The organism is Pseudomonas sp. R4-39-08, from assembly GCF_003852275.1.
In the GTDB taxonomy this organism is placed as follows: domain Bacteria; phylum Pseudomonadota; class Gammaproteobacteria; order Pseudomonadales; family Pseudomonadaceae; genus Aquipseudomonas.
In genome coordinates, this window is sequence record NZ_CP027733.1 from 5,165,671 (window position 1) to 5,191,186 (window position 25,516).

General features: G+C 60.5%; 22 protein-coding genes and 3 pseudogenes. 12 read left to right on the forward strand and 13 right to left on the reverse strand.

What is annotated here, in order from left to right:
* Positions 1-22: 22 nt before the first annotated feature.
* Positions 23-1,054, reverse strand: coding sequence for a YhcG family protein (locus C4J88_RS23880; RefSeq protein WP_124408287.1), 1,032 nt, complete (start codon positions 1,052-1,054; stop codon positions 23-25).
* A 193-nt stretch (positions 1,055-1,247) separates the two neighbouring features.
* Between C4J88_RS23880 and C4J88_RS23885 the strand changes: the two are divergent.
* The 8 genes and pseudogenes from C4J88_RS23885 to C4J88_RS23920 all read left to right on the forward strand — a co-directional run.
* Positions 1,248-1,379: pseudogene (locus C4J88_RS23885) on the forward strand (MerR family DNA-binding transcriptional regulator); the annotation flags it as partial.
* A 228-nt stretch (positions 1,380-1,607) separates the two neighbouring features.
* On the forward strand, positions 1,608-6,239 hold the full coding sequence (locus tag C4J88_RS23890; protein WP_124408288.1) for an RHS repeat-associated core domain-containing protein: 4,632 nt from the start codon (positions 1,608-1,610) through the stop codon (positions 6,237-6,239).
* Entirely contained in the window at positions 6,236-6,568 is a 333-nt protein-coding gene (locus C4J88_RS23895) for a hypothetical protein (protein WP_124408289.1), read from the forward strand. The genes C4J88_RS23890 and C4J88_RS23895 overlap by 4 nt, the downstream gene beginning before the upstream one ends.
* A 489-nt stretch (positions 6,569-7,057) precedes the next feature.
* A pseudogene (locus tag C4J88_RS23900) lies at positions 7,058-8,197 on the forward strand (Fic family protein).
* Positions 8,198-8,272: 75 nt separating this feature from the next.
* Positions 8,273-8,515: an exodeoxyribonuclease VII small subunit gene (locus C4J88_RS23905; protein ID WP_003176346.1), complete on the forward strand. Its 243-nt coding sequence runs from the start codon at positions 8,273-8,275 to the stop codon at positions 8,513-8,515.
* On the forward strand, positions 8,512-9,399 hold the full coding sequence (locus C4J88_RS23910; RefSeq protein ID WP_124408290.1) for a polyprenyl synthetase family protein: 888 nt from the start codon (positions 8,512-8,514) through the stop codon (positions 9,397-9,399). The genes C4J88_RS23905 and C4J88_RS23910 overlap by 4 nt, the downstream gene beginning before the upstream one ends.
* Before the next feature lie 110 nt (positions 9,400-9,509).
* A complete protein-coding gene (gene dxs / locus C4J88_RS23915) occupies positions 9,510-11,408 on the forward strand; it encodes a 1-deoxy-D-xylulose-5-phosphate synthase (protein ID WP_124408291.1) in 1,899 nt (632 codons plus the stop codon).
* Between the two features lie 137 nt (positions 11,409-11,545).
* Positions 11,546-13,438, forward strand: coding sequence for a TonB-dependent receptor domain-containing protein (locus C4J88_RS23920; protein ID WP_124408292.1), 1,893 nt, complete (start codon positions 11,546-11,548; stop codon positions 13,436-13,438).
* 43 nt (positions 13,439-13,481) lie between these two features.
* On the opposite strand, the gene C4J88_RS23925 is transcribed toward C4J88_RS23920, so the two are convergent.
* From C4J88_RS23925 to nrdR, 11 genes and pseudogenes are all read right to left on the reverse strand, one after another.
* Positions 13,482-14,267 carry a cobalamin-binding protein gene (locus tag C4J88_RS23925; RefSeq protein WP_124408293.1) on the reverse strand — a complete coding sequence of 262 codons (786 nt, stop codon included), beginning with the start codon at positions 14,265-14,267 and terminating at the stop codon, positions 13,482-13,484.
* Entirely contained in the window at positions 14,264-14,683 is a 420-nt protein-coding gene (locus C4J88_RS23930; protein ID WP_124364584.1) for a nuclear FMR1 interacting 1 family protein, read from the reverse strand. Before C4J88_RS23930 ends, C4J88_RS23925 begins: the two co-directional genes overlap by 4 nt.
* Complete coding sequence (gene ribA, locus C4J88_RS23935; protein WP_057724861.1) at positions 14,680-15,297, reverse strand: GTP cyclohydrolase II; 618 nt, start codon at positions 15,295-15,297, stop codon at positions 14,680-14,682. Before ribA ends, C4J88_RS23930 begins: the two co-directional genes overlap by 4 nt.
* Before the next feature lie 129 nt (positions 15,298-15,426).
* The gene (locus C4J88_RS23940; protein ID WP_124408294.1) at positions 15,427-16,152 is read right to left on the reverse strand and encodes an ABC transporter substrate-binding protein; all 726 of its coding nucleotides are present in this window, start codon (positions 16,150-16,152) and stop codon (positions 15,427-15,429) included.
* A gap of 54 nt (positions 16,153-16,206) precedes the next feature.
* On the reverse strand, positions 16,207-17,172 hold the full coding sequence (gene thiL / locus C4J88_RS23945; RefSeq protein ID WP_124408679.1) for a thiamine-phosphate kinase: 966 nt from the start codon (positions 17,170-17,172) through the stop codon (positions 16,207-16,209).
* Between the two features lie 16 nt (positions 17,173-17,188).
* Entirely contained in the window at positions 17,189-17,689 is a 501-nt protein-coding gene (gene nusB / locus C4J88_RS23950) for a transcription antitermination factor NusB (RefSeq protein ID WP_124408295.1), read from the reverse strand.
* A pseudogene (gene ribE, locus C4J88_RS23955) lies at positions 17,686-18,161 on the reverse strand (6,7-dimethyl-8-ribityllumazine synthase). The gene nusB and the pseudogene ribE overlap by 4 nt, the downstream one beginning before the upstream one ends.
* An 89-nt stretch (positions 18,162-18,250) precedes the next feature.
* Complete coding sequence (ribBA, locus tag C4J88_RS23960) at positions 18,251-19,342, reverse strand: bifunctional 3,4-dihydroxy-2-butanone-4-phosphate synthase/GTP cyclohydrolase II (protein ID WP_124408297.1); 1,092 nt, start codon at positions 19,340-19,342, stop codon at positions 18,251-18,253.
* A 15-nt stretch (positions 19,343-19,357) separates the two neighbouring features.
* Positions 19,358-20,020 carry a riboflavin synthase gene (locus tag C4J88_RS23965; RefSeq protein WP_124368509.1) on the reverse strand — a complete coding sequence of 221 codons (663 nt, stop codon included), beginning with the start codon at positions 20,018-20,020 and terminating at the stop codon, positions 19,358-19,360.
* A 48-nt stretch (positions 20,021-20,068) separates the two neighbouring features.
* Complete coding sequence (gene ribD / locus C4J88_RS23970; protein ID WP_124405409.1) at positions 20,069-21,196, reverse strand: bifunctional diaminohydroxyphosphoribosylaminopyrimidine deaminase/5-amino-6-(5-phosphoribosylamino)uracil reductase RibD; 1,128 nt, start codon at positions 21,194-21,196, stop codon at positions 20,069-20,071.
* Positions 21,193-21,657 (reverse strand): transcriptional regulator NrdR, encoded by a 465-nt coding sequence (gene nrdR / locus C4J88_RS23975; protein WP_124364590.1) that lies wholly within the window; start codon positions 21,655-21,657, stop codon positions 21,193-21,195. Before nrdR ends, ribD begins: the two co-directional genes overlap by 4 nt.
* Positions 21,658-21,796: 139 nt before the next feature.
* Here nrdR and C4J88_RS23980 point away from each other — a divergent pair, with 139 nt between their 5' ends.
* The 4 genes from C4J88_RS23980 to trxA all read left to right on the forward strand — a co-directional run bounded on the left by C4J88_RS23980 (position 21,797) and on the right by trxA (position 25,112).
* Positions 21,797-22,252 carry a YbaY family lipoprotein gene (locus tag C4J88_RS23980; RefSeq protein ID WP_124364591.1) on the forward strand — a complete coding sequence of 152 codons (456 nt, stop codon included), beginning with the start codon at positions 21,797-21,799 and terminating at the stop codon, positions 22,250-22,252.
* A complete protein-coding gene (locus C4J88_RS23985; RefSeq protein ID WP_124408298.1) occupies positions 22,249-22,902 on the forward strand; it encodes a methyltransferase in 654 nt (217 codons plus the stop codon). Before C4J88_RS23980 ends, C4J88_RS23985 begins: the two co-directional genes overlap by 4 nt.
* A gap of 262 nt (positions 22,903-23,164) precedes the next feature.
* Positions 23,165-24,166 carry an Abi family protein gene (locus C4J88_RS23990; protein ID WP_124408299.1) on the forward strand — a complete coding sequence of 334 codons (1,002 nt, stop codon included), beginning with the start codon at positions 23,165-23,167 and terminating at the stop codon, positions 24,164-24,166.
* A 73-nt stretch (positions 24,167-24,239) separates the two neighbouring features.
* Entirely contained in the window at positions 24,240-25,112 is an 873-nt protein-coding gene (gene trxA, locus C4J88_RS23995; protein ID WP_124364593.1) for a thioredoxin, read from the forward strand.
* Here trxA and C4J88_RS24000 read toward each other — a convergent pair.
* The gene (locus C4J88_RS24000; RefSeq protein ID WP_124368514.1) at positions 25,109-25,450 is read right to left on the reverse strand and encodes a hypothetical protein; all 342 of its coding nucleotides are present in this window, start codon (positions 25,448-25,450) and stop codon (positions 25,109-25,111) included. The genes trxA and C4J88_RS24000 overlap by 4 nt on opposite strands.
* Positions 25,451-25,516: the final 66 nt, after the last annotated feature.

Genomic DNA, 25,516 nt, shown 5'->3' on the forward strand with positions numbered 1-25,516 from the left:
GGCTTTCGGTGTTTGAACCGGCTTACCCCGCCAGCTCTCTCTCTATCTGCTCAATGCTGGGCAAACTGGTCTGCAGTTCTGCCGACAAAGACTCTACCCACTGATATTCCGCCACACCGATAGGCCGGTTGTTATCGCGCAGAGCATATTCAGCCACCACCTCATTTTTACCCTTGCACAGCAACAGGCCAATGGTCGGGCCATCCTGTGGGTGCTTCAGTTCGGCATCTACAGCCGCGAGATAGAAGCTCAACTTGCCCAGATGCTCGGGCTTGAATTTACCCGCCTTGAGTTCGATCACTACGTAGCAGCGCAGTTTCAAGTGGTAAAACAACAGGTCAACGAAGAAATCATCACCGCCAACATTCAGCAGTACTTGCCGGCCAACGTAGGCAAAGCCCGCGCCCAACTCTAATAAGAACTCAGTGACATGTTTGATCAAAGCATTTTCGATATCACGCTCTTTCGCATCCAGGCCCAGGCTTAGGAAGTCAAAGCGATAAGGGTCCTTGAGAGATTCTCGTGCCAGATCGGATTGTGCCTTGGGCAAATGGCTTTCGAAGTTGCTGACTGCCTTGCCACTGCGCTCCAGCAAGCAATTTTCGATGTGCAGTAACAGCGTGTTCCGCGACCAGCTGTGTTTAACTGCCTGAGTGATGTACCAGCGACGTGTTTCCGGGCCGGGAAGCTTTTCGAGCAACACCATGTTGTGACCCCAGGGCAATTGTGCAGCAGCCTGTTGCACAAATTCCGAATCCGGCCACGCCTCGGCAAAAGCACGCATGTACTTGAGGTTGCGCGGCGAAAAACCCTTAATGTCGGGAAACGCTGCACGCAGATCCTGCGCAAGGCGGTCGATCACTTTGCTCCCCCAGCCTTGATCGCTCTGACGGGCCAAAATTTCGCGTCCAATCTGCCAGTAGAGCATCACCAATTCACGATTGACCGCGATTGACGCGCGCTGCTGTGCGTTATGGATACGGCTCTTGAGGCCTGTCAGCCAATCGGTGTAGCCATCAGGCGGCGCGTTTAAACCGATAGAGGCCTCGTTCATACTTTTTCACTCTTGTGTTTTCGGCAGGCTAGTCAAGCCGCCGGGCCGTCACAAGAGCTCTTAAATAGTCTAGGAAGGGTCCTGCTTACCTTACGGAACGGTCCTGCTGTTCGGGCCCGCGCGGGGCTCTTCGCTGACGCAGAGGGCCAACCGGCTGAAATAGGCCGGCGCACTATCTGAAAAAGAACTTTTCATGCATATCGGCAAAGCCGCGCAGGTGTCCGGCACGACCATCAAAGCGTTTCGTCATTATGAGGTCATCAGGTTGATGCCCGAGCCCCAGCGCCAGGGCGGTCATCGCGTCTATACGGCGCAAAGTTTCGAATCGCAACGGATGGGGGTCTGGTTGAATGCATTTGAGTCCTGCTGAAAGGCGCTCATTGGGCACTATTCGTCAATCAGCAGCATCGCAATCTGAAGTGCTCCGTGGGCATCAGTCGCCATCGACTATTGCCCGCCCTTTGTAAGCGCAATCTGATTTTTCAAACCACTCATCCAGCTGCCTTTCGCTGAGGCAGACTCCGACGCCTTGCCTTCTGCCGAGACGTCATGGATGACCCACGCTGCCCACATCACCTCGATCGAATATGGGCTGGATACTTTCCATCAGAGCCTGATGATTTATCGCCAGCAAATGGGTGCCTGGTATTCCCGGGCACTGGATTCGGTGAGCCATGCCACGGATATGCCGTCGTTGCTGGGAATGGACCGGGTGTTACGGGCCGGGGATTCGCAGCAGTCGGTGAGCCTTACCGACGCGGATTTCTCTACCGTGGCTCTTTGCCCTGCGGGTGGCGTGCTTAAGATCCAGAGCAGGTTCGAGTCGCTGTATGACGTGCCGATTGGCGACATCCCCGTTGAGGTGACCCGCCTGGATGACGGTAGCTCTGCAGTGATCATGCTCGATGAACACGGCGAGGGTTCGCACTACTGCGCCGCTGGCGGGCGCTATCAAGTTCGGGTTCAAGGCGGAGTTTCAGCGCAGCAAGTGGATGCCTTGTTTGACTCTTATGCCGGGCTGACAGCAGACCTGGAGCAATGGCTGCGCGATCAGTGGAAGAACTTCAAGCCGCATTGGCAGCAATCCACGGCCAGTGCAATTGGCAGCGGCGTACTGGCGGGCAGTTGGGCGGCGATCCGTGATGTGTGGGACAGCATAAAGCTGGTGCAGTCGATCCTTGAAGATCCGTTGCAATATGTAGAACAACTGGGAGCCCAGGCAGCCAAGTTGGCGCAAATTGCCACCGATGCCCCCAGGATCATGGAACAGGCGATGTTGCTCGCCAGCGATGAGGCTGCACTGTACCTGCTGATACGTACGGCGATGATATGGCTGGACGCGTTGCCGCCGAGCCAGGTCGCGGAAATGGCTGCAGGGTTAATAGTATCGCTGCTGATTGATCTGGTGATTGGCGCGGTGCTGACCATCGCCTTACCGGCGGCGGGTGTGGCGTATTTAAGCTTGCGGCTGGTCAAGTATGGCGCTCGGATTGTTGAGGCCGCGGTTGGCTTCGTACAGAGTATGTTGGCGATTCTGACCAAGTTTATGCAGGCGGTGGATCGCTATAAAGCGGTGGCGGTTCGAGGGGTGGTCGGTGGGCTGAAACAGGGCACCCTGCAGATGCGCTGGAAGGCTCGGCAGAACGCGGTGCTGAGGCACAAAGAGCATGTGGATGATGTGCCTGCCGTGGCTTCGAACCCGAAGGGTGATGCGGCGGCCTCTGCGGATAAAACCGTTACGAACGGTTGCCCGGTGTCGATGGTCACTGGCGAGGAACTGCTGACGCTTACCGATGGCGCGCTGGATGGGCTCCTGCCGTTCGAGTGGACGCGCTTGTATCGCAGCAGTGCGGTGGAAGTGGATTGTGGCTTGGGGTTTGGCTGGAGCCATGCGCTGGCGCAGCGGCTCGTGGCGTCAGGCGATTCGATGGTGTGGACGGACCATGAGAATCGCGCGACCACCCTGCCCTTGCCGACGGCTGCTCGGCCGGCGATTACCAACAGCCTGGCGGAAGCGACGATTTACTTGGGGTCGTTGCCTGATGAGCTGGTGCTGGCCCAGGGGTCGCGGTTCTACCATTTTCGCGACGGAGTGCTGACGGCGATCAGCGATGCGTATGACAACCGGTTGTTGGTTGTCCGGGATCGGTTGGGACGGCTTGAGCGGCTGGACAACGGCGTGGGCCGTTCGCTTCTGTTGCGTTATGAGTTCGACCGCATCGTGGCGGTGGACTACCAGGTTCATCGCGCCACGGGGCATGAACCCTTTGTTTGGGTGACCGAGCAGAACGTCGTTTCCTACGCCTATGACGACAATGGACGACTGGTTTCAGCGACCAATGCTGTCGGTGAGTGTGAGCGTTATCGGTACGACGAGCAGCACGTCATTCTTGAGCGCCAGCTGGCCGGCGGGGCGAGTTTCTTTTGGGAATGGGAACGCGCTGGCAAGGCGGCGCGCTGTGTCCGGCATTGGGCCAGCTTTTCGCAGATGGATACGCGGTATGCCTGGGGTGATGACGGTCGCGTCACCGTGCACAACGCCGACGGCAGCCAGGAAGTTTACGTACATGACCAGCGGGCGCGGCTGGTACAGCGCATCGATCCCGACGGCGCTCAACACTTCAAATCCTACGATGACAAGGGCCGCCTGACCGTCGAGCAGGACCCGCTGGGTGCGGTGACGGCGTATCAATACGACGACGCCGGACGCTTGGTCGCGCTGTTTCCGGGGGATGACGAACCAACGTCTTACGAGCATGACAACGGTTTCGTACGGGTGGTGCGGCGTGGTGAGGCGGCCTGGAAATATGAGCGCAATGACCAGGGCGATGTCATTCGCCAGATTGACCCGGATGGCAATGCGACCGACTACAGCTACGACAAACAGGGACAACTGACCGGGGTTTGGTACCCCGACAACAGCTGCCATCGGTTTGTGTGGAGTGAGCGCGGGCAGCTCGTTGAAGAGCAGTTGCCCAATGGTGGGATCAAGCGCTATCGCTATGACGACCTGGGCCGGCAGGTTGCGAGTGAGGACGAACAAGGCACGCTGACCCAGTATCAATGGGACGCCGTAGGCCGCCTGCTGAAACTGACCCAACCCGACGGTACCTACCGAGAATTCAGCTACAACCCCTACGGAAAAATCATCGCCGAACGCGATGAATTGGGCCAAGTCACCCGCTACGAATACGCCGACGGCCTGCACCTGATCAGCCGCCGCATCAATGCCGACGGTACCCAGGTCAACTACCGCTATGACAACGCCCGCTTACTGCTCACCGCGATCGAAAACGAAGTCGGCGAAACCTACCAGCTCGACTACCACCCCAACGGCCTGATCCAACAGGAAACCGGTTTCGACGGCCAACGCACCGCGTACGCCTACGACCTCAACGGCAACCTGCTGGAAAAAACCGAATACGGCGACGATGGCAGTCAGCTCGTCACTCAATACCAGCGCGACTATGCCGGTCGCCTCGTAAGAAAAACCCTGCCCGACGGCAGCGCCGTCGACTATACCTACGACCGCCAAGGCAACCTCCTCAGCGTCGACGACGGCCACTGGTTCCTGGCCTACGAGTACGACCGCCAAAACCGCCTCACCGCCGAACACCAGGGCTGGGGCACGCTGCGCTACGGCTATGACGCCTGCGGCCAACTTCAGCACTTACGCCTACCGGACAACAACCGCCTCACCTTCAACCACGACAAAGGCGGCCACCTTGCCACCGTCGAACTGAACGGTGCGCTGCTGACCTCACACCTGTTCAAAAGCGGCCGTGAACACCAACGCCAACAAGGCCAACTCCTCAGCCACTACCACTACGACGAGCAAAACCGGCTACATACCCACGCCGTCATCCAACAGGAAAACCACCTCTACCAACGCCACTACGACTACGACAAAACCGGCAACCTCACCCGCCTGCACGACACCCGCAAAGGCGAACACCTTTACCGCTACGACCCACTCCACCGCCTGACCCGCGCCGACCACTCGCAAGACATCCAGGAACGCTTCGGCCACAACCCGGCGGGCAACCTGCTGATGCAAGACAGGCCGGGCCCGGACATCGTCGCGGGTAATCGATTGATGATCCAGGGCGATCACCATTACGACTATGACGCCTTCGGCAACCTGATACGCGAGCGACGTGGCAAGGGTCATTCACTCGTTACCGAGTACCGCTACGACTGTCAGCACCGGCTGATCGGCATCACCAAGCCCAACGGCCAAACCGCCAGTTATCGCTACGATCCGTTTGGGCGGCGTATCAGCAAAACCGTGGATGGGAAAACTACCGAGTTCTTCTGGCAAGGCGACAAGCTGATTGCCGAGCATCATACGGAACGTCACCGAAGCTATATCTACGAACCCGACAGCTTCCGCCCATTGGCACTGCTGGCAGGCTTCGGCCCAGCAGAGACCAAGCCCTACCACTACCAACTCGACCACCTCGGCACCCCACAGGAACTCACCACGCCTGAAGGCGAAATCGTCTGGTCCGCCCACTACCGCGCCTACGGAGAAATCAGCCGCCTCGACGTAGGCAAAGTCGACAACCCGCTACGTTTCCAAGGCCAATACTTCGATCAAGAAAGCGGCCTCCACTACAACCGTCATCGCGACTACAATCCTGATATTGGTCGTTACCTGACGCCTGATCCGGTGAAGCTGGCGGGTGGGATCAATGCGTACCGGTACGTGCCCAATCCTACAGGGTGGGTCGATCCGCTGGGTTTAAGTAAGTGCCCGGGTGGCGATGGCTGTAAGCCAGGAAATGAACCGCTCGACCCAGCCAACACGGCTTTAGTTAATGATGGCGAAGCAGAGTTACCAAAAGCAGGAGGGGCGCAGCGAGCAGCCCGGTATTCGGCCAATTGGCAGACTGCTGATCTAAACGAAAACATTCTCAAGTTCGCAGGCCCCAGTCCAATAGTGACAACAACAGACAAAGGAAAGAAAACATACACAAACCCTCAGAATGGCATTGAGTTAGTGGAAGACCTAAACGGAAACTATTTTAGAATTCACGACCCATCCCTCTCAGGAGCTAGGCGATATCTTAGCCTCGCTGGAATAGTACCAAATAACAAAATCTCCCCGTCGGGAAAGCAAATGGGTAGAACACAAAGCGAATATAATGAAGTGACACATTTTAAAAAAGGAGATAAGCAATGAAGTTAATTTGCACACCTCTAACTGGCCAAGCCATGTCTTTGCTAGATATCAATGCTTGCCCAGACGACCAAATGGCAAGACTCATCCTCACAAACGCAGAACACCTACAGCTTCAAAACTCAGGAATATTCGAAGAAATCAACAATTCCTTGAGAAAACTTATCGATGACTACGAGGATGAACATATTAAAAATCACGAAGATCTTTCCGAAATGCTGAGAATACTGGAAAAAAAATCATTACCTGAAAACCCCGAATTACTAAAAAAATTAATCCATCTAAATAAATTAGCTATCGATAAAAAAACTGGCGTCTTTTTCTATTTTTAAACAATGAATATAAATTTAAAAAAAGCAGAAGTTATAGCGCTCAACAAACATGTTGAAGAAGACGTTACACTGCTCATTGAGGGTACGTTCATAAACTGCTTTATCAGCTACTGCCCCTACGAGCTAGAAGTAGGAAAAACGTATGCCGTGGAGCTGACATTAAACCTTTCCGACGATTACGAAATTGAGCGCACAGTGGTCAGCCGACCTTTGGTAAAACGGATAGGTCGAGGTTACGCCTATGTTCTCTACGGATATTTGAGTAATAACATGTTCATCACTTTCACATCACTTCATGATGAGGACATACATTACGTTCATCCCGAATGCAATGAGCACTTTATCAAACTAAAGATTGAAAGAATCGACGCCAGTTTCCACTGAGGTGTTAATAACCGTCCCTCATCACCATCACGACGCCACTCACAGATCAAGTCTAGACGATGAGCCGAATAACCTCTCCATTCGACTCACTCCCAGGCCCCGCCCATGGATTATTCACGCTGGATCTGGCAACACATCAACTGGCCCCATTTCCATTGGCAGCCCGGACGCTTGGCTGCTTTGCTGCGCGACTGCGGTCACTCCCAAGGCAAACTCCTAGGCATGCTCGGCTCCGCTGGTCAGGCAGCCAGCGCGTAGAACGAACTGGACGCGCTGCTGCAAAACATCCTGGCCTCCTCCGCTATTGAAGGTGAGCAACTTAATGTCGGCTCGGTGCGGTCCTCCCTGGCGCGACGGTTAGGCTTGGAAACGACGAAAGACGGTCAGGTCAGCCGCCGTAGCGAACGCCTCGCTGACCTGATGATAGATGCCACTGAGCAATTTGCCGAGCCGTTCACGTACTCGCTTCTCATGCACTGGCATCATCTGCTGTTTCCGATTCCAGAAGCGGGTCTTACCGCGCGAAGCATAAAGGTAGGGGGGTTGCGAGGGGATGAGCCTATGCAGGTGGTATCGGGGCGTCTTGACCGGCCGACCGCGCACTTTGAGGCGCCGCCACGCCAGGGGCTGGAGCAGGCGCTGGATGACTTCCTTGAATGGTTCGAACTGAGCCGCCATCAACCAGAACTGGACCCGTTCATACGCGCTGGCATTGCGCATTTCTGGTTTGTCACACTTCACCCGTTCGATGACGGTAATGGTCGCCTGACACGCGCCATCACTGACTTGGCCTTGGCCCAGGGCGACCATCACGCGATACGCTTTTATGCGATGTCAGCCAGTATCCTTGACGACCGCTCGGGTTACTACAAAGCGCTGGAGTCCAGCCAAAAGGCCACACTTGATATTACAGATTGGCTGGAGTGGTTCCTGAGAACATTGTTACGCAGCCTGCAGCAGGCGATGGCGCGGATAGACCGTGTGTTGAGCAAGACCCGGTTCTGGGACCAACACCGCGGCGCTGCGTTATCTGCCGAGCAGGTCAAAGTACTCAATCGTCTGCTCGACGGTGGTGATAAAGGCTTTGAGCATGGGATCAGCGCCGCGCAGTACCAGGCAGTCGCCAAAGTGTCCAAGGCGACAGCCACCCGCCATCTGTCTGATTTGCTGGAAAAAAACTGCCTGATCCGTCTCCCCGGAAGCGGTCGCAGCACGCGTTACCAAGTCAATACCCAAGGCGGATGACACCCCCACTCATTTGCCCCAATCCCCCATGTCTGCTAGTGTCGCGCCGGTTTACCGTCTACCGGAATTGCCGCCATGGCCCGCAAAAAAGTTGCACTCGATTTCGAACAATCCCTCGCCGACCTGCAAACCCTGGTCGAGCGTCTGGAGAACGGCGAGTTGTCGCTGGAAGACTCGTTGACGGCGTTTGAGCAAGGCATCGGCCTGACCCGTGACTGCCAGAGCGCGCTGGCGCAGGCCGAGCAGAAAGTGCAGGTATTGCTTGAGCGTGATGGGGAGTTGGCCGAAGAACCTTTCGATGCGGAACAACCCGAATGATCGACGCGTATCAGGCCAGTAGCCAAGCCCGGGTGAATGCGGCGCTGGAGCCCTTGTTTGTTGCGCCAAGCCCGGAAATGAAGCGCCTTTACGACGCCATGCGCTACAGCGTGATGAATGGCGGCAAGCGCGTGCGCCCGTTGCTGGCGTATGCGGCGTGTGAAGCGCTGGGTGCGCCAGCCGAGGACGCGAATGGCGCGGCCTGCGCGGTAGAACTGATTCACGCCTACTCCCTGGTACACGACGATCTGCCTGCGATGGATGATGACGATCTGCGTCGCGGCCAGCCGACCACCCATAAAGCCTTCGATGAAGCCTATGCGATCCTGGCCGGTGATGGCCTGCAGAGCCTGGCGTTCAGCGCGTTGCTCGACCCGCGTTTGAGCCGCGTGAATGCCGAGATCCGCCTGCGCATGGTCACCGCCCTGGCCCTGGCGGCAGGTCCGGCCGGCATGGTCGGCGGGCAGGCGATCGACATGGGTTCGGTCAGCCTCAAGCTGGATCAAACAGCCCTGGAACACATGCATCGTCACAAGACCGGCGCGTTGATCGAGGCTGCGGTGCAGCTCGGTGCCCTGGCCAGTGGCCGGGCCGAAGCCGCGCAATTAGAGGCGCTGCACACCTATTCACGGGCTGTTGGCCTGGCGTTCCAGGTGCAGGACGACATTCTCGACGTGGAAAGTGACACCGAGACCCTCGGCAAACGCCAAGGCGCGGATATCGCCCGGGACAAGCCCACCTATCCTGCGCTGCTCGGGCTGCAAGCCGCCAAGGCGTATGCCCTGGACCTGCGCGACCAGGCCCTGGACGCCCTGCGACCTTTCGACGCGGCGGCTGAGCCGTTGCGTGACCTGGCGCGGTATATCGTCGAACGTCGCCACTGATAACCGTGGCGATCAGCGCCGCATATCGGCCAAGTTGGTGCCCCTGCGTGGGCAGTTTGCAACGCTTGAGGTAAACTGCCGCCTCTTCTATACCTATAACGATTCGCCTGATGCCCACGACGTTCCAAGAGATTCCCCGCAAGCGCCCGTCCACGCCCCTGCTCGACCGCGCTGCCACGCCGGACGGCCTGCGTCGACTGGGTGAAGCCGAGCTGGAAACCCTGGCCGATGAACTGCGCCTGGAATTGCTCTACACGGTCGGCCAGACCGGTGGGCATTTCGGCGCCGGGCTGGGCGTGATCGAGCTGACCATCGCCTTGCACTACGTATTCGACACCCCGGACGACCGGCTGGTGTGGGACGTGGGCCATCAGGCGTATCCGCATAAAATCCTCACCGGGCGTCGCGAGCGTATGGCCAGCCTGCGCCAGAAGGACGGTATCGCCGCCTTCCCGCGTCGCTCCGAGAGCGAGTACGACACCTTTGGCGTCGGCCACTCCAGCACCTCGATCAGCGCAGCGCTGGGCATGGCGATTGCCGCTCGCCTGCAAAACAGCGATCGCAAGGCGATTGCGGTGATCGGTGATGGCGCGCTGACTGCGGGCATGGCCTTCGAAGCGTTGAACCATGCGCCGGAAGTGGACGCCAACATGCTGGTGATCCTCAACGACAACGACATGTCGATTTCGCGAAACGTCGGCGGCCTGTCCAATTACCTGGCGAAAATCCTCTCCAGCCGTACCTATGCCAGCATGCGCGAAGGCAGCAAGAAAGTACTGTCGCGCCTGCCCGGCGCGTGGGAAATTGCCCGTCGCACGGAAGAATATGCCAAGGGCATGCTGGTGCCCGGCACGCTGTTCGAAGAGTTGGGCTGGAACTACATCGGCCCTATCGACGGCCATGACCTGCCGACCCTGGTCGCCACGCTGCGCAATATGCGTGACCTCAAGGGCCCGCAGTTCCTGCATATCGTCACCAAAAAAGGCAAAGGCTTCGCGCCGGCGGAAGTCGACCCGATCGGTTACCACGCGATCACCAAGCTGGAACCGCTGGACGCTCCCGCCGCTGCGCCAAAAAAGGCCAGCGGGCCGAAGTATTCCGGTGTCTTTGGCGAATGGCTGTGCGACATGGCCGCCGCCGACCCGCGCCTGGTGGGGATTACCCCGGCGATGAAGGAAGGCTCCGACCTGGTGGCGTTCAGCGAGCGTTTCCCGCTGCGTTACTTCGATGTGGCGATTGCCGAGCAGCACGCGGTGACTTTCGCCGCCGGCATGGCCTGCGAAGGCGCCAAGCCGGTGGTGGCGATTTATTCCACCTTCCTGCAACGCGGTTATGACCAGCTGGTGCATGACGTGGCGGTGCAGAACCTCGACGTCTTGTTCGCCATCGACCGCGCCGGCCTGGTGGGCGAAGACGGGCCGACCCACGCTGGCAGCTTCGATCTGTCCTACCTGCGCTGCATCCCCGGCATGCTGGTGATGACGCCCAGCGACGAGAACGAACTGCGCAAGATGCTCAGCACCGGCCACCTGTACAACGGTCCGGCGGCCGTGCGCTATCCGCGCGGGAATGGCCCGAATGCGCTCATCGAGAAAGACCTGGAACCTATCGAGATCGGCAAGGGCATCGTGCGCCGCCGGGGCAGCAAGACGGCCTTCCTGGTGTTCGGTGTGCAACTGGCCGAAGCCCTGAAAGTCGCCGAGAAGATCGACGCCACCGTGGTCGACATGCGGTTCGTCAAACCGCTGGATGAAGCGTTGGTGCGCGAGATTGCCGCTGGCCATGAGCTGCTGGTGACGGTCGAAGAAAACGCCATCATGGGCGGTGCCGGCGCGGCGGTCAGCGAGTTCCTGGCGCGGGCGAATATCCTCAAGTCGGTGCTGCACCTGGGCCTGCCGGATATGTACGTCGAACACGCCAAACCGGCGCAGATGCTGGCTGAATGTGGGTTGGATGAAGCCGGTATCGAAGCCTCGGTGCGCGAGCGCTTGGCGCTCCTGAATCAGTAACCGGATCCAAATGTGGGAGGGGGCTTGCTCCCGATAGTGGTGGATCAGCCAACTTATATATGACTGAACCACCGCCATCGGGAGCAAGCCCCCTCCCACATTTGATTTGTGTCACCTTCAAAGGCCATGGGTAGCCCATGAAACATCTTCGTCTCGCCCTGCCCCTGCTGCTTCTGCCAGCCTCGCACCTGCTCGCCGACACCCGGGACCAGGCCCTGAAGCTCTCCGACGTGGTCATCAGCGCCAACCGCCAGGTGCAGGCGCGCAATGACAGCAGCGCCGCCAACACCGTATTTACCCGCGCCGATATCGACCGCCTGCAACCTTCCAGCCTGACCGATCTGCTCAGCCGCGTGCCCGGCGTGCAAGTTGCGCCCACCGGCGGCCGTGGCAGCTTGCCGGGCATTTACATTCGCGGCACGAAGTCTGCGCAAAGCCTGGTGCTGGTGGATGGCCAGCGCATTGCCAACACCACGTCCGGTGACAGCGGCCTGCAATACCTGAACGTCGACCAGATTGAGCGCGTGGAAGTGCTGCGCGGTTCACGTTCGGTGATCTACGGCAGCGATGCGATTGGCGGGGTGATCCAGGTGTTTACCCGACGCAACGCCGCGCAAGGCCTGCAACCGCGCCTGAAGCTGGGCGTTGGCAGCAACCAGACGTGGCAGCGCAGCCTTGGCCTGTCGGGTGGCGATGAGCAGACGCGCTTCAACCTGGGCGCAAGCCTGGATGAAACCGCAGGCATCAATTCAACCCATCAGTCGTTTCCCAGCGATGGCGACCATGATGCCTACCGCAACCGGTCCCTGAGCCTGAACCTCAGCCATTCGTTCAGCGAAGAGCTGGAGGTGGGTTTCAACCTATTGGATAACCGCGGCAAGTCGGAGTACGACAACAGCTTCGGGCGCTACGACTTCGCCACCGGGCAAAGCCTCGGCCAGAAACCCTACACCGACTACACCGTCAGCAGTGCCAGCGGCTACGTCGACGCCACCCTCAGCGAAGGCTGGCAGTCGCGCCTGGAACTGGGCCACAGTGAAAACCGCGACACCAAGCGCGATACCCTCAGCGACGATTTCAGCGTGTTCGATACCTACCGCGACTCGGTCAACTGGCAGAACGACCTGACGCTGAACGACCGCAACAGCTTGATCGTCGGTGGCGACTGGTACGAAGACCGCTTCCACGGCTCCACAACCTTTACCGAAGACAGCCGCTGGAACCGCGCCGCCTTTGTGCAGCACCGTTTCCAGGGTGAGTGGTTTTCCACCGAACTGGGCCTGCGCCGCGACCAGAACCAGCAGTTCGGCGGCCAGAACAGCTGGAGTGGCACGCTGACGGTGCCGATCAATCCGGACAACGATGTGTTGCTCAGCTACAGCGAAGGCTTCCGTGCGCCCACCTTCAACGACCTGTATTACCCCGATACGCAGTACAGCAACCCCAACCTGCAGCCTGAGCGCTCAAAGAGTTACGAGCTGCAATGGCGCAGTCAGTTAACCGACAGCACCCGGCTCGAGGCCTCGCTGTACCGCACCGACCTGAGCGATGCGATCATCCTCGACGGCGGCAAGCCGCAGAACGTCGCCTCGGCGCGGATCAATGGTTTTGAAGCGGCGCTCAAACAGGACCTGTTTGGCTGGCAGGGCAACCTGGGTGTGTCGCTGATCGACCCGCGTGATCGCGACAGCGGCCATACTTTGGCACGTCGTGCACGGCGCACGGTGAACCTGGATCTGGACCGGCAGTTCGATAAGTTCGGCGTAGGTGCAAGCTGGCAGGCGATCAGCAGCAGCTACGATGACGAAGCCAACCGTAATCGCCTGGGCGGGTACGCCTTGCTGGGCCTGCGCAGCAGTTGGGCGTTGAGCCACGCGGTGTCGCTGTCGTTGAAGGTCGACAACCTGTTGGACAAGGCCTATTCCCGTGCGCGCTACAGCTATAACGATCCGGCGTTCCTGAACAATCAGGATTACCGGGAAGAAGGCCGGGTCTGGATGTTCGGCGTAACGTGGACGCCGCAGATGTGAGGCGCCACAAAATGTGGGAGGGGGCTTGCCCCCGATAGCGGCCTCACAGGTTCGGCGCAATCACCTGACACAACCGCGCCAGCGCTTCCAGCATCTGCCCGCTGGGCCGTTCCAAGCCCTTGTCCGGCACCAAGCGCACGCGCGCCAGCATCGTTGGCCAGACCTTCCAGGCGTCCAGTTGCGCCTGATCGCCCACCAGGATCAGCTCGGGATCACGCTGCAATACTGATTCGACACTGACCTGCGGCGCCGGCAGCGTGAGGTCATCGAACACGTTGCGCGCCCCGCACACCTTCAACCCATCACTGATGATCTGCCCACCACCCACGGTGTACAGCGGCTGGTTCCATACCTGGTAAAACACCCGCACCGGCTCGGCGCGCTGATAGCGCTGGCGCAGGTAGGCGAGGCGTTGGCGCAGTGTGTCGGCCAACGCCCGGCCGGCCTCCCCGCGCCCCAATTGCTCGGCAATGGCTTGGACCTGGCCGGTCAGTTGTTCAAGGCTATGGGGTTCGGCGATGTACACCGGGATGTTCAGGCGCTGCAACTGCTCGCGTTGGGCCGCGCCGACACTGCCGGGCCAGAGCAGGATCAGATCGGGCTTGAGGCTGAGCAGGCGTTCCATGTCCAACTGGCCGTAGCGTCCGACCGATGGCACATTCGCCAATTCTTTCGGACGATCACCGCCATCGAGCACACCGACCAGTAAATCAGCGGCACCCAATTCGACCACGATTTCGGAAAGCGACAGCGCCAGGCTCACCACCCGTTCGACCGCCACCACCTGGGCGCTGAATACCAGCAGCAGCGCCAGCCCGTAGCGCTTCATCCCAACTGACGCGGTATGCGGTAGAGGTAAAACAGCACCATCGTCGACAGCGCCAGCAAGAACAACGGCACCGCTTCCAGCCCGACGAACACCGCCAGCGCGCCGATCCAGGCCGGTAACGCTGCCACCAGCAAGGCCGTGCGCCGACGCGCCGCAAGGGCGATCCAGGCGGCGGGCTCTTCAGGGGTGTCGAGGGCTTTGGAGGTGGCGATCAGCGCGTGTTTATAGGCGTGAAAATAACGCAGGCTGAGAAACATCGAGGCCACGCCGGCGATAAACAACGGCATGGCCAGTACGGGAAGCAGGGACTCGGCGCGGCCGAACACCAGGTTGATCACAAACAATGGCAGCAATGCCAGGGCCAGGTACTGCCACCAGTTGAAGGACAGTCGCCGTTTCACCTGGCCGCGGGTCACGCGCGGTCGACCTCGCCTTGATGCTCATTGCCCATCATGTGGTCGAGCTTGCTGGCTTTGGTGGCCAAGTAGAGTTTGTTGTGCGGGTTGTGCCCGGTGTGCAGCGGGACGCGCTCGGCCACGGTGATGCCCATTTCGGTCAAGGCTTTGACCTTGCGCGGGTTGTTGGTCATCAGGCGCAGGGATTTCACGCCCAGGTGCTCGAGCATCGGCAGGCAGATGGCGTAGTCACGCTGGTCGGCGGCAAAGCCCAGGCGCTCGTTGGCTTCCACGGTGTCGGCGCCGCCATCTTGCAATTCATAGGCGCGGATCTTGTTCAGCAGGCCGATGCCACGGCCCTCCTGTCGCAAGTACAGCAGAACGCCACGGCCTTCACGGGCGATGGCCTGCAATGCGGCTTCCAATTGCGAACCGCAGTCACAGCGCTGGCTGAACAGCGCGTCGCCGGTCAGGCATTCGGAATGCACGCGGCCCAGCACCGGCGCACCATCAGCGATATCGCCCAGGCTGAGCACAACGTGCTCGCGCCCGGTGGCTTCTTCGAGAAAGCCATGCATGGTGAACGTGGCAAAGGGGGTAGGCAGCTTGGAAGCGGCGACGAAAACGACGGGCACCGTGTGCTCCTGATTTCAGATTTCACAGAGGCGGGCATTGTAACAGCCTGTTCCTACAGACGCTTAAGCTGAATGATCGCTGATAAAGATCAATAGGTTCGATTGGCCTTCGGCTTGGTTCTATGCAGGTCAGAACGGATACGGCTGTTTCCAGCGTTCGAAAATCGGCTTCAACTCGCCGTTTTTCACCAGGGCGGTCATGCGCCGGTCGTAGACTTTCATCAATGCCCGCCCGCGTTCGTTATCGGCAAAAGCTATATAGAGCGGCAGTTCCATGATGTGGGTGAGGGTGAACCGGGACGGGTCGTCGGCCTGACTGAGCACGTACTTGGCTTCGGTGAGGGCCTCAATGTAGAAGTCTGCATGGCCGTATTGCAGCATCGCTAAAATGCCGCTGCGGCGCTGAATCTGGTTGAACCGGCGCACATTCGGCAAATATTTCTCGTATTTATAGCCACGCACCCAGGCCAGGCGGTAATCGCCGAGCGTCGCCAGGTTGGGCGTGGGCAACGTTGCCAGCCCGAGGGCATAGATAGGGTCGGAGTCGAACGGCCAGTGCGGGTACAGCACCTGGTCAGCTTCGTCGCGATAGACACCGACGCAGCCATCCACCTCGCCACGCTGGGCCAGGCCAATCGAGCGGGTATAGGGCGCGCTGTGGATTTGCAAGGCGACGCCTGCCGGTTCAAACACCCGGCGCAACACGTCCCAGGCCAGGCCGCTGCCATCTTTGCCGGTGTAGTCGTTCCACTCTTCGCTGGCCAGCATGATCTTGCCAGGCACCGGGGCTTCATCCGCCTGGAGCACAGCGGTAAAGGCGCACAGCATGATCAGCAACCAGCGGCGCACACTCATAGTGACGGCTTCCTACGTGGAGATATTCATATGAAGGGTAGCCCAGGGCGCCGGCTACGGCAGCTCGCGGAAATGCTGATAGCCGTGCACTGCCGGGGTAATGTCCTGGCCGTGGCTGTCGAGCAGCGTCACGCCCTGCCCCGCTTCGGCCCGTCCGATCACATGGATCGGCCAGCCATTGGCCCGCAACGGTGCCAGTTCGGCCTGGGGTAACGTGAACACCAGGACATAGTCGTCGCCACCACTCAACGCGGCCACACGGGCCTCGTCGTTGCCGACAAACGCCAGCAATGCCGCCGACAACGGCAATGTGTCGCGCTCGATCAACAGGCTGACAGCCGATGCCCTGGCGATATGCCCGCAATCGGCCAATAACCCGTCGGAGATATCCATGGCCGAGGTTGCTTTACCGCGCAGGGCCAGGCCCAACGCCAGTTGCGGCTGCGGCGACCAATAGTGGGCGAGCAGCGGTTCGGCGATGGCGGCTGCCGCGCTGCGCTGACCCAATACCAGCGGCAAGGCCCCGGCCGCATTGCCCAACTCCCCACCGACGCACAGCAGATCCCCCGGCCGCGCACCGCTGCGCGTCAAGGCAAGCCCGGCCGGCACGCGGCCAAACACGGTCAAGGTCAGGCTCAGCGGCCCGCGCGTGGTATCGCCGCCCACCAGGCCCACGTCGCAGCGTTGCGCCATGGCGTTCAAACCTTGGGCATAGCGTTGCAACCAGTCGGCATCGACGGTCGGCGTGGTCAGGGCAAGGGTAAACGCGAGGGGGTGGGCGCCCATGGCGGCCAAATCGCTTACCGCCACGGCCAGCGAGCGCTGGCCGAGCAGGAACGGGTCACACGGGTCGGCAAAGTGCACGCCGGCCACTAAGGTGTCTGTAGAAACTGCCAACTGCTCCCCGGCGGGGAGCGCGAGCAAGGCGCAGTCATCGCCGATCCCCAGGGCAATGCCTTCGCCGCCTTGCGCACAGGGCGCGGCGGCGAAGTAGTTGCGGATCTGCTCGAACTCGCCCACGGGACTCAAGCGCAAATCAGCGCTTGTGTTCCTTCACTTCGGCTTCACGCAGGCGCGGAGCCAGCTTGTCGAGCACGCCGTTGACGAACTTGTGGCCGTCGGTCGAACCGTAGACTTTCGCCAGTTCGATGCCTTCGTTGATCACCACGCGGTACGGTACGTCGACGCGCTTGAGCAGTTCCCAGGTGGACAGGCGCAATACGGCCAGTTCAACCGGGTCCAGCTCTTTGAGGGTCAGGTCCAGGCATGGCGACAGCGCGGCGTCGATCTCGGTCAGGTTGGCCGGAACACCGTGCAGGATGTCGTGGAAGTAGCTCTGGTCGACGAAGGTGAAATCGTTGTCGACGCGAAATTGCGCTTCGATTTCGTTCAGCGAGGTACCGGCCATGTGGCGCTGGTACAGGGCCTGGGTCGCGAGCTGACGGGCCGCGCGACGCTTTTCGCTTTTCGACGGTTTGCCGGCGTCGGCTGGACGCTCGTCGCGAGGGTTGAAACGATCGCTCTCGTCGGAAATCACTTGGCCTCCAACTGCGACAGCAGGCTGACCATTTCCAGGGCGGACAGGGCAGCTTCAGCGCCTTTGTTACCGGCCTTGGTGCCGGAGCGCTCGATGGCTTGCTCGATGGAATCCACGGTCAGCACGCCGAATGCGACCGGCACGCCGAACTCCATGGACACCTGGGCCAGGCCCTTGGTGCATTCGCCTGCCACGTATTCGAAGTGCGGGGTACCGCCACGAATGACCGCGCCCAGGGCAATGATCGCCGCGTACTCACCCTGCTGGGCAACCTTTTGCGCAACCAGTGGAATTTCGAAGGCGCCAGGGGCACGGATGATGGTGATGTCGCTCTCGCTCACACCGTGGCGAACCAGGGCGTCAACGGCACCGCTTACCAGGCTTTCAACCACGAAGCTGTTGAAGCGGCCAACCACCAGGGCATAGCGGCCTTGGGGGCGATGAAGGTACCTTCGATGGTCTTCAGGGTCATTCGACAAATCTCTTAAAGAGCCGGGACGCGAAAAGTGCGTCCCTCAGTGATGATTTAACCGCGAACAAGGGGCAAAAAATCGCCAGCCTTTATTCGGAGGGCACGTATTCTACAACTTCCAGATCGAAACCGGATATCGCATTAAATTTCATCGGTGCGCTCATCAGGCGCATTTTGCGCACACCGAGGTCGCGCAGGATCTGCGAACCGGCACCGACGATGCTGTAGGTGGTCGGTTTTTTCACCGGCGCGCGCTCCGCCGTTTCGCGGATATGCGCCAGCAACACGTCGCCATCCAGCGGGTGACCAAGCAACAGCACCACGCCACTGCCCGCCTCGGAAACCGCGGCCATGGCGGCGCGCAGGCTCCAGCGGCCGGGCTGCTTGACCATCAGCAAGTCGCGCAGCGGGTCCATGTTGTGTACGCGCACCAAGGTGGGCTCGTCGGCGCAGATATTGCCCAGGGTAAGGGCCATGTGCACGTCGCCTTCCACTGAATCACGGTAGGTCACCAAATTGAATTGGCCCAGTTCGCTGTCCAGCGGCTGCTCGGCAATCCGCTGAACGGTACGTTCGTGGATCATGCGGTAGTGGATCAGGTCGGCAATGGTGCCGATCTTGAGGTTGTGTTCGGCGGCGAACGCTTCGAGTTCGCTGCGACGGGCCATGGTGCCGTCGTCGTTCATCACTTCACAGATGACGCCGCTCGGCTCGAACCCGGCCATGCGCGCCAGGTCGCAGGCCGCTTCGGTATGGCCGGCGCGGGCCAGGGTACCGCCCGGTTGGGCCATCAGCGGGAAGATGTGGCCCGGGCTGACGATGTCTTCGGCCTTGGCATCCTTGGCGGCGGCGGCCTGCACGGTGCGAGCGCGGTCAGCGGCGGAGATGCCAGTGGTGACGCCAGTGGTGGCTTCAATCGATACGGTGAACTTGGTGCCGAAACCCGAGCCATTGCGCGGCGCCATCAACGGCAGCTTGAGCAACTCACAGCGTTCGCGGCTCATGGGCATGCAGATCAACCCACGGGCGTGCTTGGCCATGAAGTTGATGTGCTCAGGCAGGCAGGCCTCGGCGGCCATGATGATGTCGCCTTCATTCTCGCGATCTTCGTCATCCATCAGGATGACCATCTTGCCTTGGCGGATGTCTTCAACCAGTTCTTCGATGCTATTGAGCGCCACGCGGCACCCCCTTGGTCAGGATTTCAGGTAGCCGTTAGCGGCCAGAAAACTTTCGGTGATGTTACCCGATGCAGGCTCTGCGGCCTTTTCGCCGAGCAACAGGCGCTCCAGGTAACGGGCAAGCAAGTCCACTTCCAGGTTCACCCGGCGACCTGGCTGGTAGGCGGCCATGATGGTTTCGCTGAGGGTGTGGGGAATGATGGTCAGTTCGAATTCGGCGCCATTGACGGCGTTCACGGTCAGGCTGGTGCCGTCGACGGTGATCGAGCCTTTGTGGGCGATGTACTTGGCCAGCTCCTTCGGCGCGCGGATACGAAATTCCACGGCGCGCGCGTTTTCGCTGCGCGCCACGACTTCGCCGACGCCATCGACATGGCCGCTGACCAGGTGGCCGCCCAGGCGTGTGGTCGGCGTCAGGGCTTTTTCCAGGTTGACCGGGCTGCCGGCCGCAAGATCGCTCATCGCGGTGCAGTCCAGGGTCTCGCGGCTGACATCGGCGGCAAAGCCATTGCCCGGCAGCTCGACGACGGTCAGGCACACACCGCTGACGGCGATGCTGTCGCCCAGCTTGACGTCGCCCAGATCGAGCTTGCCGGTTTCAACCAGCAGGCGGATGTCGCCGCCCTTGGGGGTCATGGCGCGGATGCTGCCGATGGCTTCGATAATGCCGGTGAACATGTCGTGCTCCTGAAAACGGGGGGCTGACGCTTGCGCGCAGGCCGGGAATTATACGCTCGCTGCCGGCAGCGGGACGGCGGTGATTCGCCAGTCGTCGCCAACCGCGCGCATGTCAGTGATCTTGAGGTGGGGGGCGTCGACGAGTTTCTCAAGCGGCCAGTCCAGCAACGGCCGGGCGGCGGAGCCGAGGAACTTGCCGGCGACGAAAATCACGTATTCGTCGACCAGGCCCTGCTGGGCAAACGCGCCCGCCAGGCTTGGGCCCGCTTCCACCAGCACGTCGTTGACGCCACGGGCGGCCAGTGCCACCAACGCTGAGCGCAGGTCGACCTGGCCCTCCACGCCCGGCACCACCAGGCACTCGGGGCCACGGGGAAACTGGTTTTCCGCGGTCACGCACGTGATGACCAACGCCGGGCCAGCCTTGAAGAAAGGTGCATTGAGCGGCACGCGCAGGCGACCGTCGATCAATACGCGCAGCGGCGGACGCGACATGGCCAGGGCGGTGGTGTGTGCATCCAGGCCCAGCTCGGCGGCGCGCACGGTCAGGCGCGCGCCATCGGCCAGCACCGTATCGGCGCCGGTCAGCACCACACTCGCTTCGGCACGCAGGCGCTGGACGGCGGCGCGGGCGGCAGGGCCGGTGATCCATTGGCTTTCGCCGCTGGCCATCGCGGTGCGCCCGTCCAGGCTCATCGCCAGTTTGACCCGCACAAACGGCAGGCCCTGTTCCATGCGCTTGAGAAAGCCAGGGTTCAGCGCGCGCGCTTCAGATTCCAGCACGCCGCTACGAATCTCGATCCCTGCCTGGGCCAGGCGCTGCATGCCGCGCCCCGCCACTTCCGGGTTGGGGTCCTGCATGCCGGCCACTACCCGTGCCACACCGGCGCTCACCAGCGCATCGGCGCAGGGCGGCGTGCGGCCGTGGTGGCTGCACGGCTCGAGGGTCACGTACACCGTAGCGCCACGTGCCTTGTCACCGGCGGCGCGCAAGGCATTAGGTTCGGCATGGGGCTCGCCGGTGCGCTCATGCCAGCCTTCGCCGACAATCTGCCCATCGCGCACGATCACGCAGCCCACCCGTGGGTTGGGATGGGTGGTGTACAGGCCCTTGCGCGCCAATTCGAGGGCGCGGGCCATGTAATGGGCGTCGAGCACAGCCTGTTCAGCGGTCATTGTTTGGAAGGCTCACGGGCCAGGCGGTCGATTTCTTCGCGGAACTCATTGAGGTCCTGGAAGCGTCGATACACCGAGGCGAAACGGATATAGGCGACTTCATCGAGCTTTTGCAGCTCACCCATCACCAACTCGCCCACCACCAGGCTCTTGACCTCGCGCTCGCCGGTCGCGCGCAACTTGTGCTTGATATGCGCCAGCGCCGCTTCCAGCCGCTCGACACTCACCGGGCGTTTTTCCAGGGCGCGCTGCATACCGGCGCGCAGTTTTTCTTCGTCGAAAGGCTGGCGGCTGCCGTCGGACTTGATCAGACGTGGCAATACCAGTTCGGCGGTTTCGAAGGTGGTGAAACGCTCACCGCAGGCCAGGCATTCGCGCCGGCGACGCACTTGGTCGCCCTCGGCGACCAGACGCGAGTCGATGACCTTGGTGTCGTTGGCACCGCAGAAGGGACAGTGCATGGTTGGCAGGCAACAAAAAATGGGAGGGCCATGGTAGCGCATCCCCGTAGCAAGACAAGCCATAGCCTTTACGGTATATAGGCAGGCTTATATGTTTCATATTTTTAAGCCACGGATTTTGTCCTTTCTGGAGCCGTACATGCAGTTACGACCACTTGTTTTGATCACCCTGTTCAGTTTTCTGGTCGCCTGCAGCAGCGAAGCCCCCAAGCCTGCCGCGCCGCAGCCAACCCCTGCACAAGAGAAAAAAGTCCCCGGCATTGAAGACCTCGGCCCCCTGCCCGCCTACCAGCGTGAAATCAGCGGCAACCTGACCAACGTGCCGGCCGGCGCCGAAGTCGAAATGGCGCTGCTGGTGATCGACGACCGCTCGCGTCCGCAACAACTGCTTGCCAGCAGCGTGTTGACCGGCAACGGCAAGCCCCTGGCCTTTCGCCTGCGCTTCAACCCCGAAGCGTTCCCCGCCGGTGCGCGGGTGGAATTGCGCGCTCGCGCCAGCCAGTCTGGCCAGTTGATCCTGCACCTGCCCGCCGTGCGCATCACCCAGGCGATTACCCAGACCACCGGCCCCCTGCAGCTCGTCAAGGCACCATGACGCCACCGCTGCACCTGCAACGCGCCCTGAGCGAGTTGATCGGCGACGCACAGCTGGTGCCCTGCGCGCTGCCGGGCACCGAACTGTCGTTGTGGCTGCTCGACGCCGACAACATGGACCGCGCCTTCAGCCAGGAAGAAACCCGGCGCATCCTGCACGAGCCGCCCTACTGGAGCTTCTGCTGGGCCAGCGGGCTGGCGCTGGCGCGCTATCTGGCGGCGCATCCCGAGTGGGTCGCGGGCAAGCGCGTGCTGGATTTCGGCGCCGGTTCCGGCGTGGCCGCGATTGCAGCGGTCAAAGCCGGGGCATTGGAGGTGGTGGCCTGCGACCTCGATCCGCTGGCGCTGGCCGCTTGCCGGGCGAATGCCGAACTCAACCGGGTGAAACTGAGTTATTCAGCGGACTTCTTCACCGAAGCCGATCGGTTCGACCTGATCCTGGTGGCCGACGTGCTTTACGACCGCGCCAACCTGCCGCTGCTGGACCAGTTCCTGACCCGTGGCCGCGAAGCCCTGGTGGCCGATTCGCGGGTGCGCGACTTCCAGTACGCGGGCTATCAGCGCCTGGAAGTGCTGGACGCATTGACCCTGCCGGACCTGGCCGAGCCTTGGGAGTTTCGCAAGGTGAGCTTGTACCATTCGCGGCGATGATCGTCAGCGTTACAAATTTCCAGCAATAAATTGGTTGAGACAAGAAAAAGCACGGCGTGGAAAATGCCATTCCTCGCTCGCAGCTCTGACAGTCGACTGCAATGTCTTCGCACACAAATTCTCTGATAACCAAAGAAGCAAAGGACTTGTCAAATGCAGGGCATCTGCCTAACCTTTGCGCTAATACACCCGCCATGCCTCTGGTTGCTTCGGTAACCAAGCACAAATTGTGCGGGTTTTTTATGCCCGGTATTTTCGGAGCATGAGGTCATTCAGCAAACCTGCCATCGATGTTCCAGCTCAACTGGAACTGCTCAAGCTGCGCGGACTGATAATTCATGATGAGGCTCGCGCTGAGCGCTTCTTGCAATCCGTCAGTTTCTTTCGACTCAGCCCTTATATGCGGCCTTTCCAACAGTCGGAAGACATCAATCATCACTTTCGTGACGGTAGCCAGTTTCGTCAGTTGACCCGCCTTTACGACTTCGACCGGCGGCTTCGCTTACTGACAATGGATGCCGTTGAGCGGGTCGAAATAGCCTCGCGTTGCGTTATCAGCAACCACATGGGGCCAGTACATGGCAGTCACTGGTATACCGACCCGCTGCTGTTTCACCCGGCGTTTGATCATCAGCGCCTGCTTACGACACTCTCTATCAAACAAAACAAGGCAATGCGCGAATACATGCGCGAATGTGAACGGATCGACAGGTCGCACGCGAGCGATACGAGAAAGAATCTGCTTAAACGCCTAAGGTCAAAAGAGAGCTACGCCCGCCATTACCCCACGACCTACACCCACCCAGCGCTGATGCCTGGCTGGGCCATGTTGGAGGAACTTACGCTGGGGGACTTATCCCACCTGTACAAAGGCTTGGCCAGGGACGCTGATAAAAAAGCCATCGCCAGGCGCTTGCTGCTGCCGGCGCCACTGATGCAATCCTGGCTGCACACCTTGACTACGGTCCGAAATATTTGCGCCCATCATTCGCGAATGTGGAATCGGGAATTGGGCGTTCGACCCGAACTGCCAAGGAAAGCCAACTTTTTATGGCCCGGGCATTTGCTTCAACCAGGGTCACATAGTCGAATGTTCTCCGCTCTCTGCATACTCAATCATTTGATGCGCCAAGTGAGTCCACGTACTCGCTGGGGCCACAGCCTGCATTTGCTTATCAGCGAATTTCCCGAGGTCAGTATCAAAGCAATGGGTTTTCCTCAAGACTGGTACCTCGACCCGTTTTGGCAAGCGTCCGAGCGCTGAGTCCCATACGACTTCCGATAGCCCGCGCCAGCCCTTATAGTTGCCCCCATTCCCGCTTTATTCGAGACGCCTCATGAGTGAGCCCACGCCGTACATCTTCGACGTCACCACCGCCAACTTCGACCAGGCGGTGATTCAGAACTCTTTTGAAAAACCCGTGTTGGTGGATTTCTGGGCCGAGTGGTGCGCGCCGTGCAAGGCGCTGATGCCGATGCTGGCGCAGATTGCCGAGAGTTATCGCGGTGAATTGCTGTTGGCCAAGGTCGATTGCGAGGCCGAGCAGGACATCGTGGCGCGTTTTGGTATTCAGAGCCTGCCGACCGTGGTGCTGTTCAAGGACGGCCAGCCGGTGGATGGGTTTGCCGGGGCGCAGCCGGAGTCGGCGGTGCGGGCGATGCTCGAGCCCCATGTGCAGATGCCGCCACCGGCTGCGGCGGATCCGTTGGAGCAGGCACAAGCGTTGTTTGCCGAAGGCCGCATCAGCGATGCCGAAGCCGTACTGGTGGCGCTGCTGGGCGAAGACAACACCAACGCCGCCGCGCTGATCCTGTATGCGCGTTGCCTGGCCGAGCGCGGCGAACTGGATGAAGCGCAAACCGTGCTGGACGCCGTAAAAGGCGATGACCACAAAGCTGCCCTCGCCGGGGCCAAGGCGCAAATCACCTTCCTGCGCCAGGCGGCCGACCTGCCGGACGCCGCCGACCTGAAAAGCCGCCTGGCGCAGAACCCGCAGGATGACGAAGCGGCCTATCAGTTGAGCATTCACCAACTGGCGCGCCAGCAATACGACGCCGCGCTGGAAGGCCTGCTCAAGCTGTTTATCCGCAATCGCAGCTACAGCGAAGGCCTGCCGCACAAGACTTTGCTGCAGGTGTTCGAGCTGCTGGGCAACGATCACCCGCTGGTCACGGCGTACCGCCGCAAATTGTTTGCCGCGTTGTATTAATCGCCCATCCAGCTGTACAGCGGCGTATCCCCGCCGCTGGTCACCTTCACCTTGGCGCTGTGGCGCAGGCGCACCAACAGGCGCTTGCCTGCCGCCGCATCGCCGGCCAGGCCTTCCAGTTGATCCAGTAACTCCAAGCCGCTGAGCTGCCCGGCGTTGCGCAACAGATCCTGGGCGTTCTGCCATAGATCCTCACTTGGCCTGACCGGTACCGCAGTCGACTCGGTAGGCACCGGGGCGGCCTGCAGTTGTGCGCCCAACCGCGCCCAATCGCCGTCGTCCAACTCCAGGGTCAAGTCCACCGGCAGGTCGCCGACGGTTCCACGAATTCGCAACATCGTCCTTACTCCTGCATTTTTTCTGACGGGCATGCTCCCATGCAGCTTGCGCAACGCCAAGCGGGC

Excerpts from the sequence above, each read along its gene's own strand:
- C4J88_RS23910 (WP_124408290.1), top strand. The coding sequence starts at position 8,512 with ATGATCGACGCGTATCAGGCCAGTAGCCAAGCCCGGGTGAATGCGGCG.
- nrdR (WP_124364590.1), bottom strand. The coding sequence starts at position 21,657 with ATGCACTGTCCCTTCTGCGGTGCCAACGACACCAAGGTCATCGACTCG.
- C4J88_RS23980 (WP_124364591.1), top strand. The coding sequence starts at position 21,797 with ATGCAGTTACGACCACTTGTTTTGATCACCCTGTTCAGTTTTCTGGTC.
- C4J88_RS23965 (WP_124368509.1), bottom strand. The coding sequence starts at position 20,020 with ATGTTCACCGGCATTATCGAAGCCATCGGCAGCATCCGCGCCATGACC.
- C4J88_RS23890 (WP_124408288.1), top strand. The coding sequence starts at position 1,608 with ATGACCCACGCTGCCCACATCACCTCGATCGAATATGGGCTGGATACT.
- C4J88_RS23990 (WP_124408299.1), top strand. The coding sequence starts at position 23,165 with ATGAGGTCATTCAGCAAACCTGCCATCGATGTTCCAGCTCAACTGGAA.
- C4J88_RS23880 (WP_124408287.1), bottom strand. The coding sequence starts at position 1,054 with ATGAACGAGGCCTCTATCGGTTTAAACGCGCCGCCTGATGGCTACACC.
- C4J88_RS23905 (WP_003176346.1), top strand. The coding sequence starts at position 8,273 with ATGGCCCGCAAAAAAGTTGCACTCGATTTCGAACAATCCCTCGCCGAC.
- C4J88_RS24000 (WP_124368514.1), bottom strand. The coding sequence starts at position 25,450 with ATGTTGCGAATTCGTGGAACCGTCGGCGACCTGCCGGTGGACTTGACC.
- C4J88_RS23940 (WP_124408294.1), bottom strand. The coding sequence starts at position 16,152 with ATGAGTGTGCGCCGCTGGTTGCTGATCATGCTGTGCGCCTTTACCGCT.
- dxs (WP_124408291.1), top strand. The coding sequence starts at position 9,510 with ATGCCCACGACGTTCCAAGAGATTCCCCGCAAGCGCCCGTCCACGCCC.
- trxA (WP_124364593.1), top strand. The coding sequence starts at position 24,240 with ATGAGTGAGCCCACGCCGTACATCTTCGACGTCACCACCGCCAACTTC.
- C4J88_RS23985 (WP_124408298.1), top strand. The coding sequence starts at position 22,249 with ATGACGCCACCGCTGCACCTGCAACGCGCCCTGAGCGAGTTGATCGGC.
- C4J88_RS23925 (WP_124408293.1), bottom strand. The coding sequence starts at position 14,267 with ATGAAGCGCTACGGGCTGGCGCTGCTGCTGGTATTCAGCGCCCAGGTG.
- C4J88_RS23895 (WP_124408289.1), top strand. The coding sequence starts at position 6,236 with ATGAAGTTAATTTGCACACCTCTAACTGGCCAAGCCATGTCTTTGCTA.
- C4J88_RS23920 (WP_124408292.1), top strand. The coding sequence starts at position 11,546 with ATGAAACATCTTCGTCTCGCCCTGCCCCTGCTGCTTCTGCCAGCCTCG.
- ribD (WP_124405409.1), bottom strand. The coding sequence starts at position 21,196 with ATGACCGCTGAACAGGCTGTGCTCGACGCCCATTACATGGCCCGCGCC.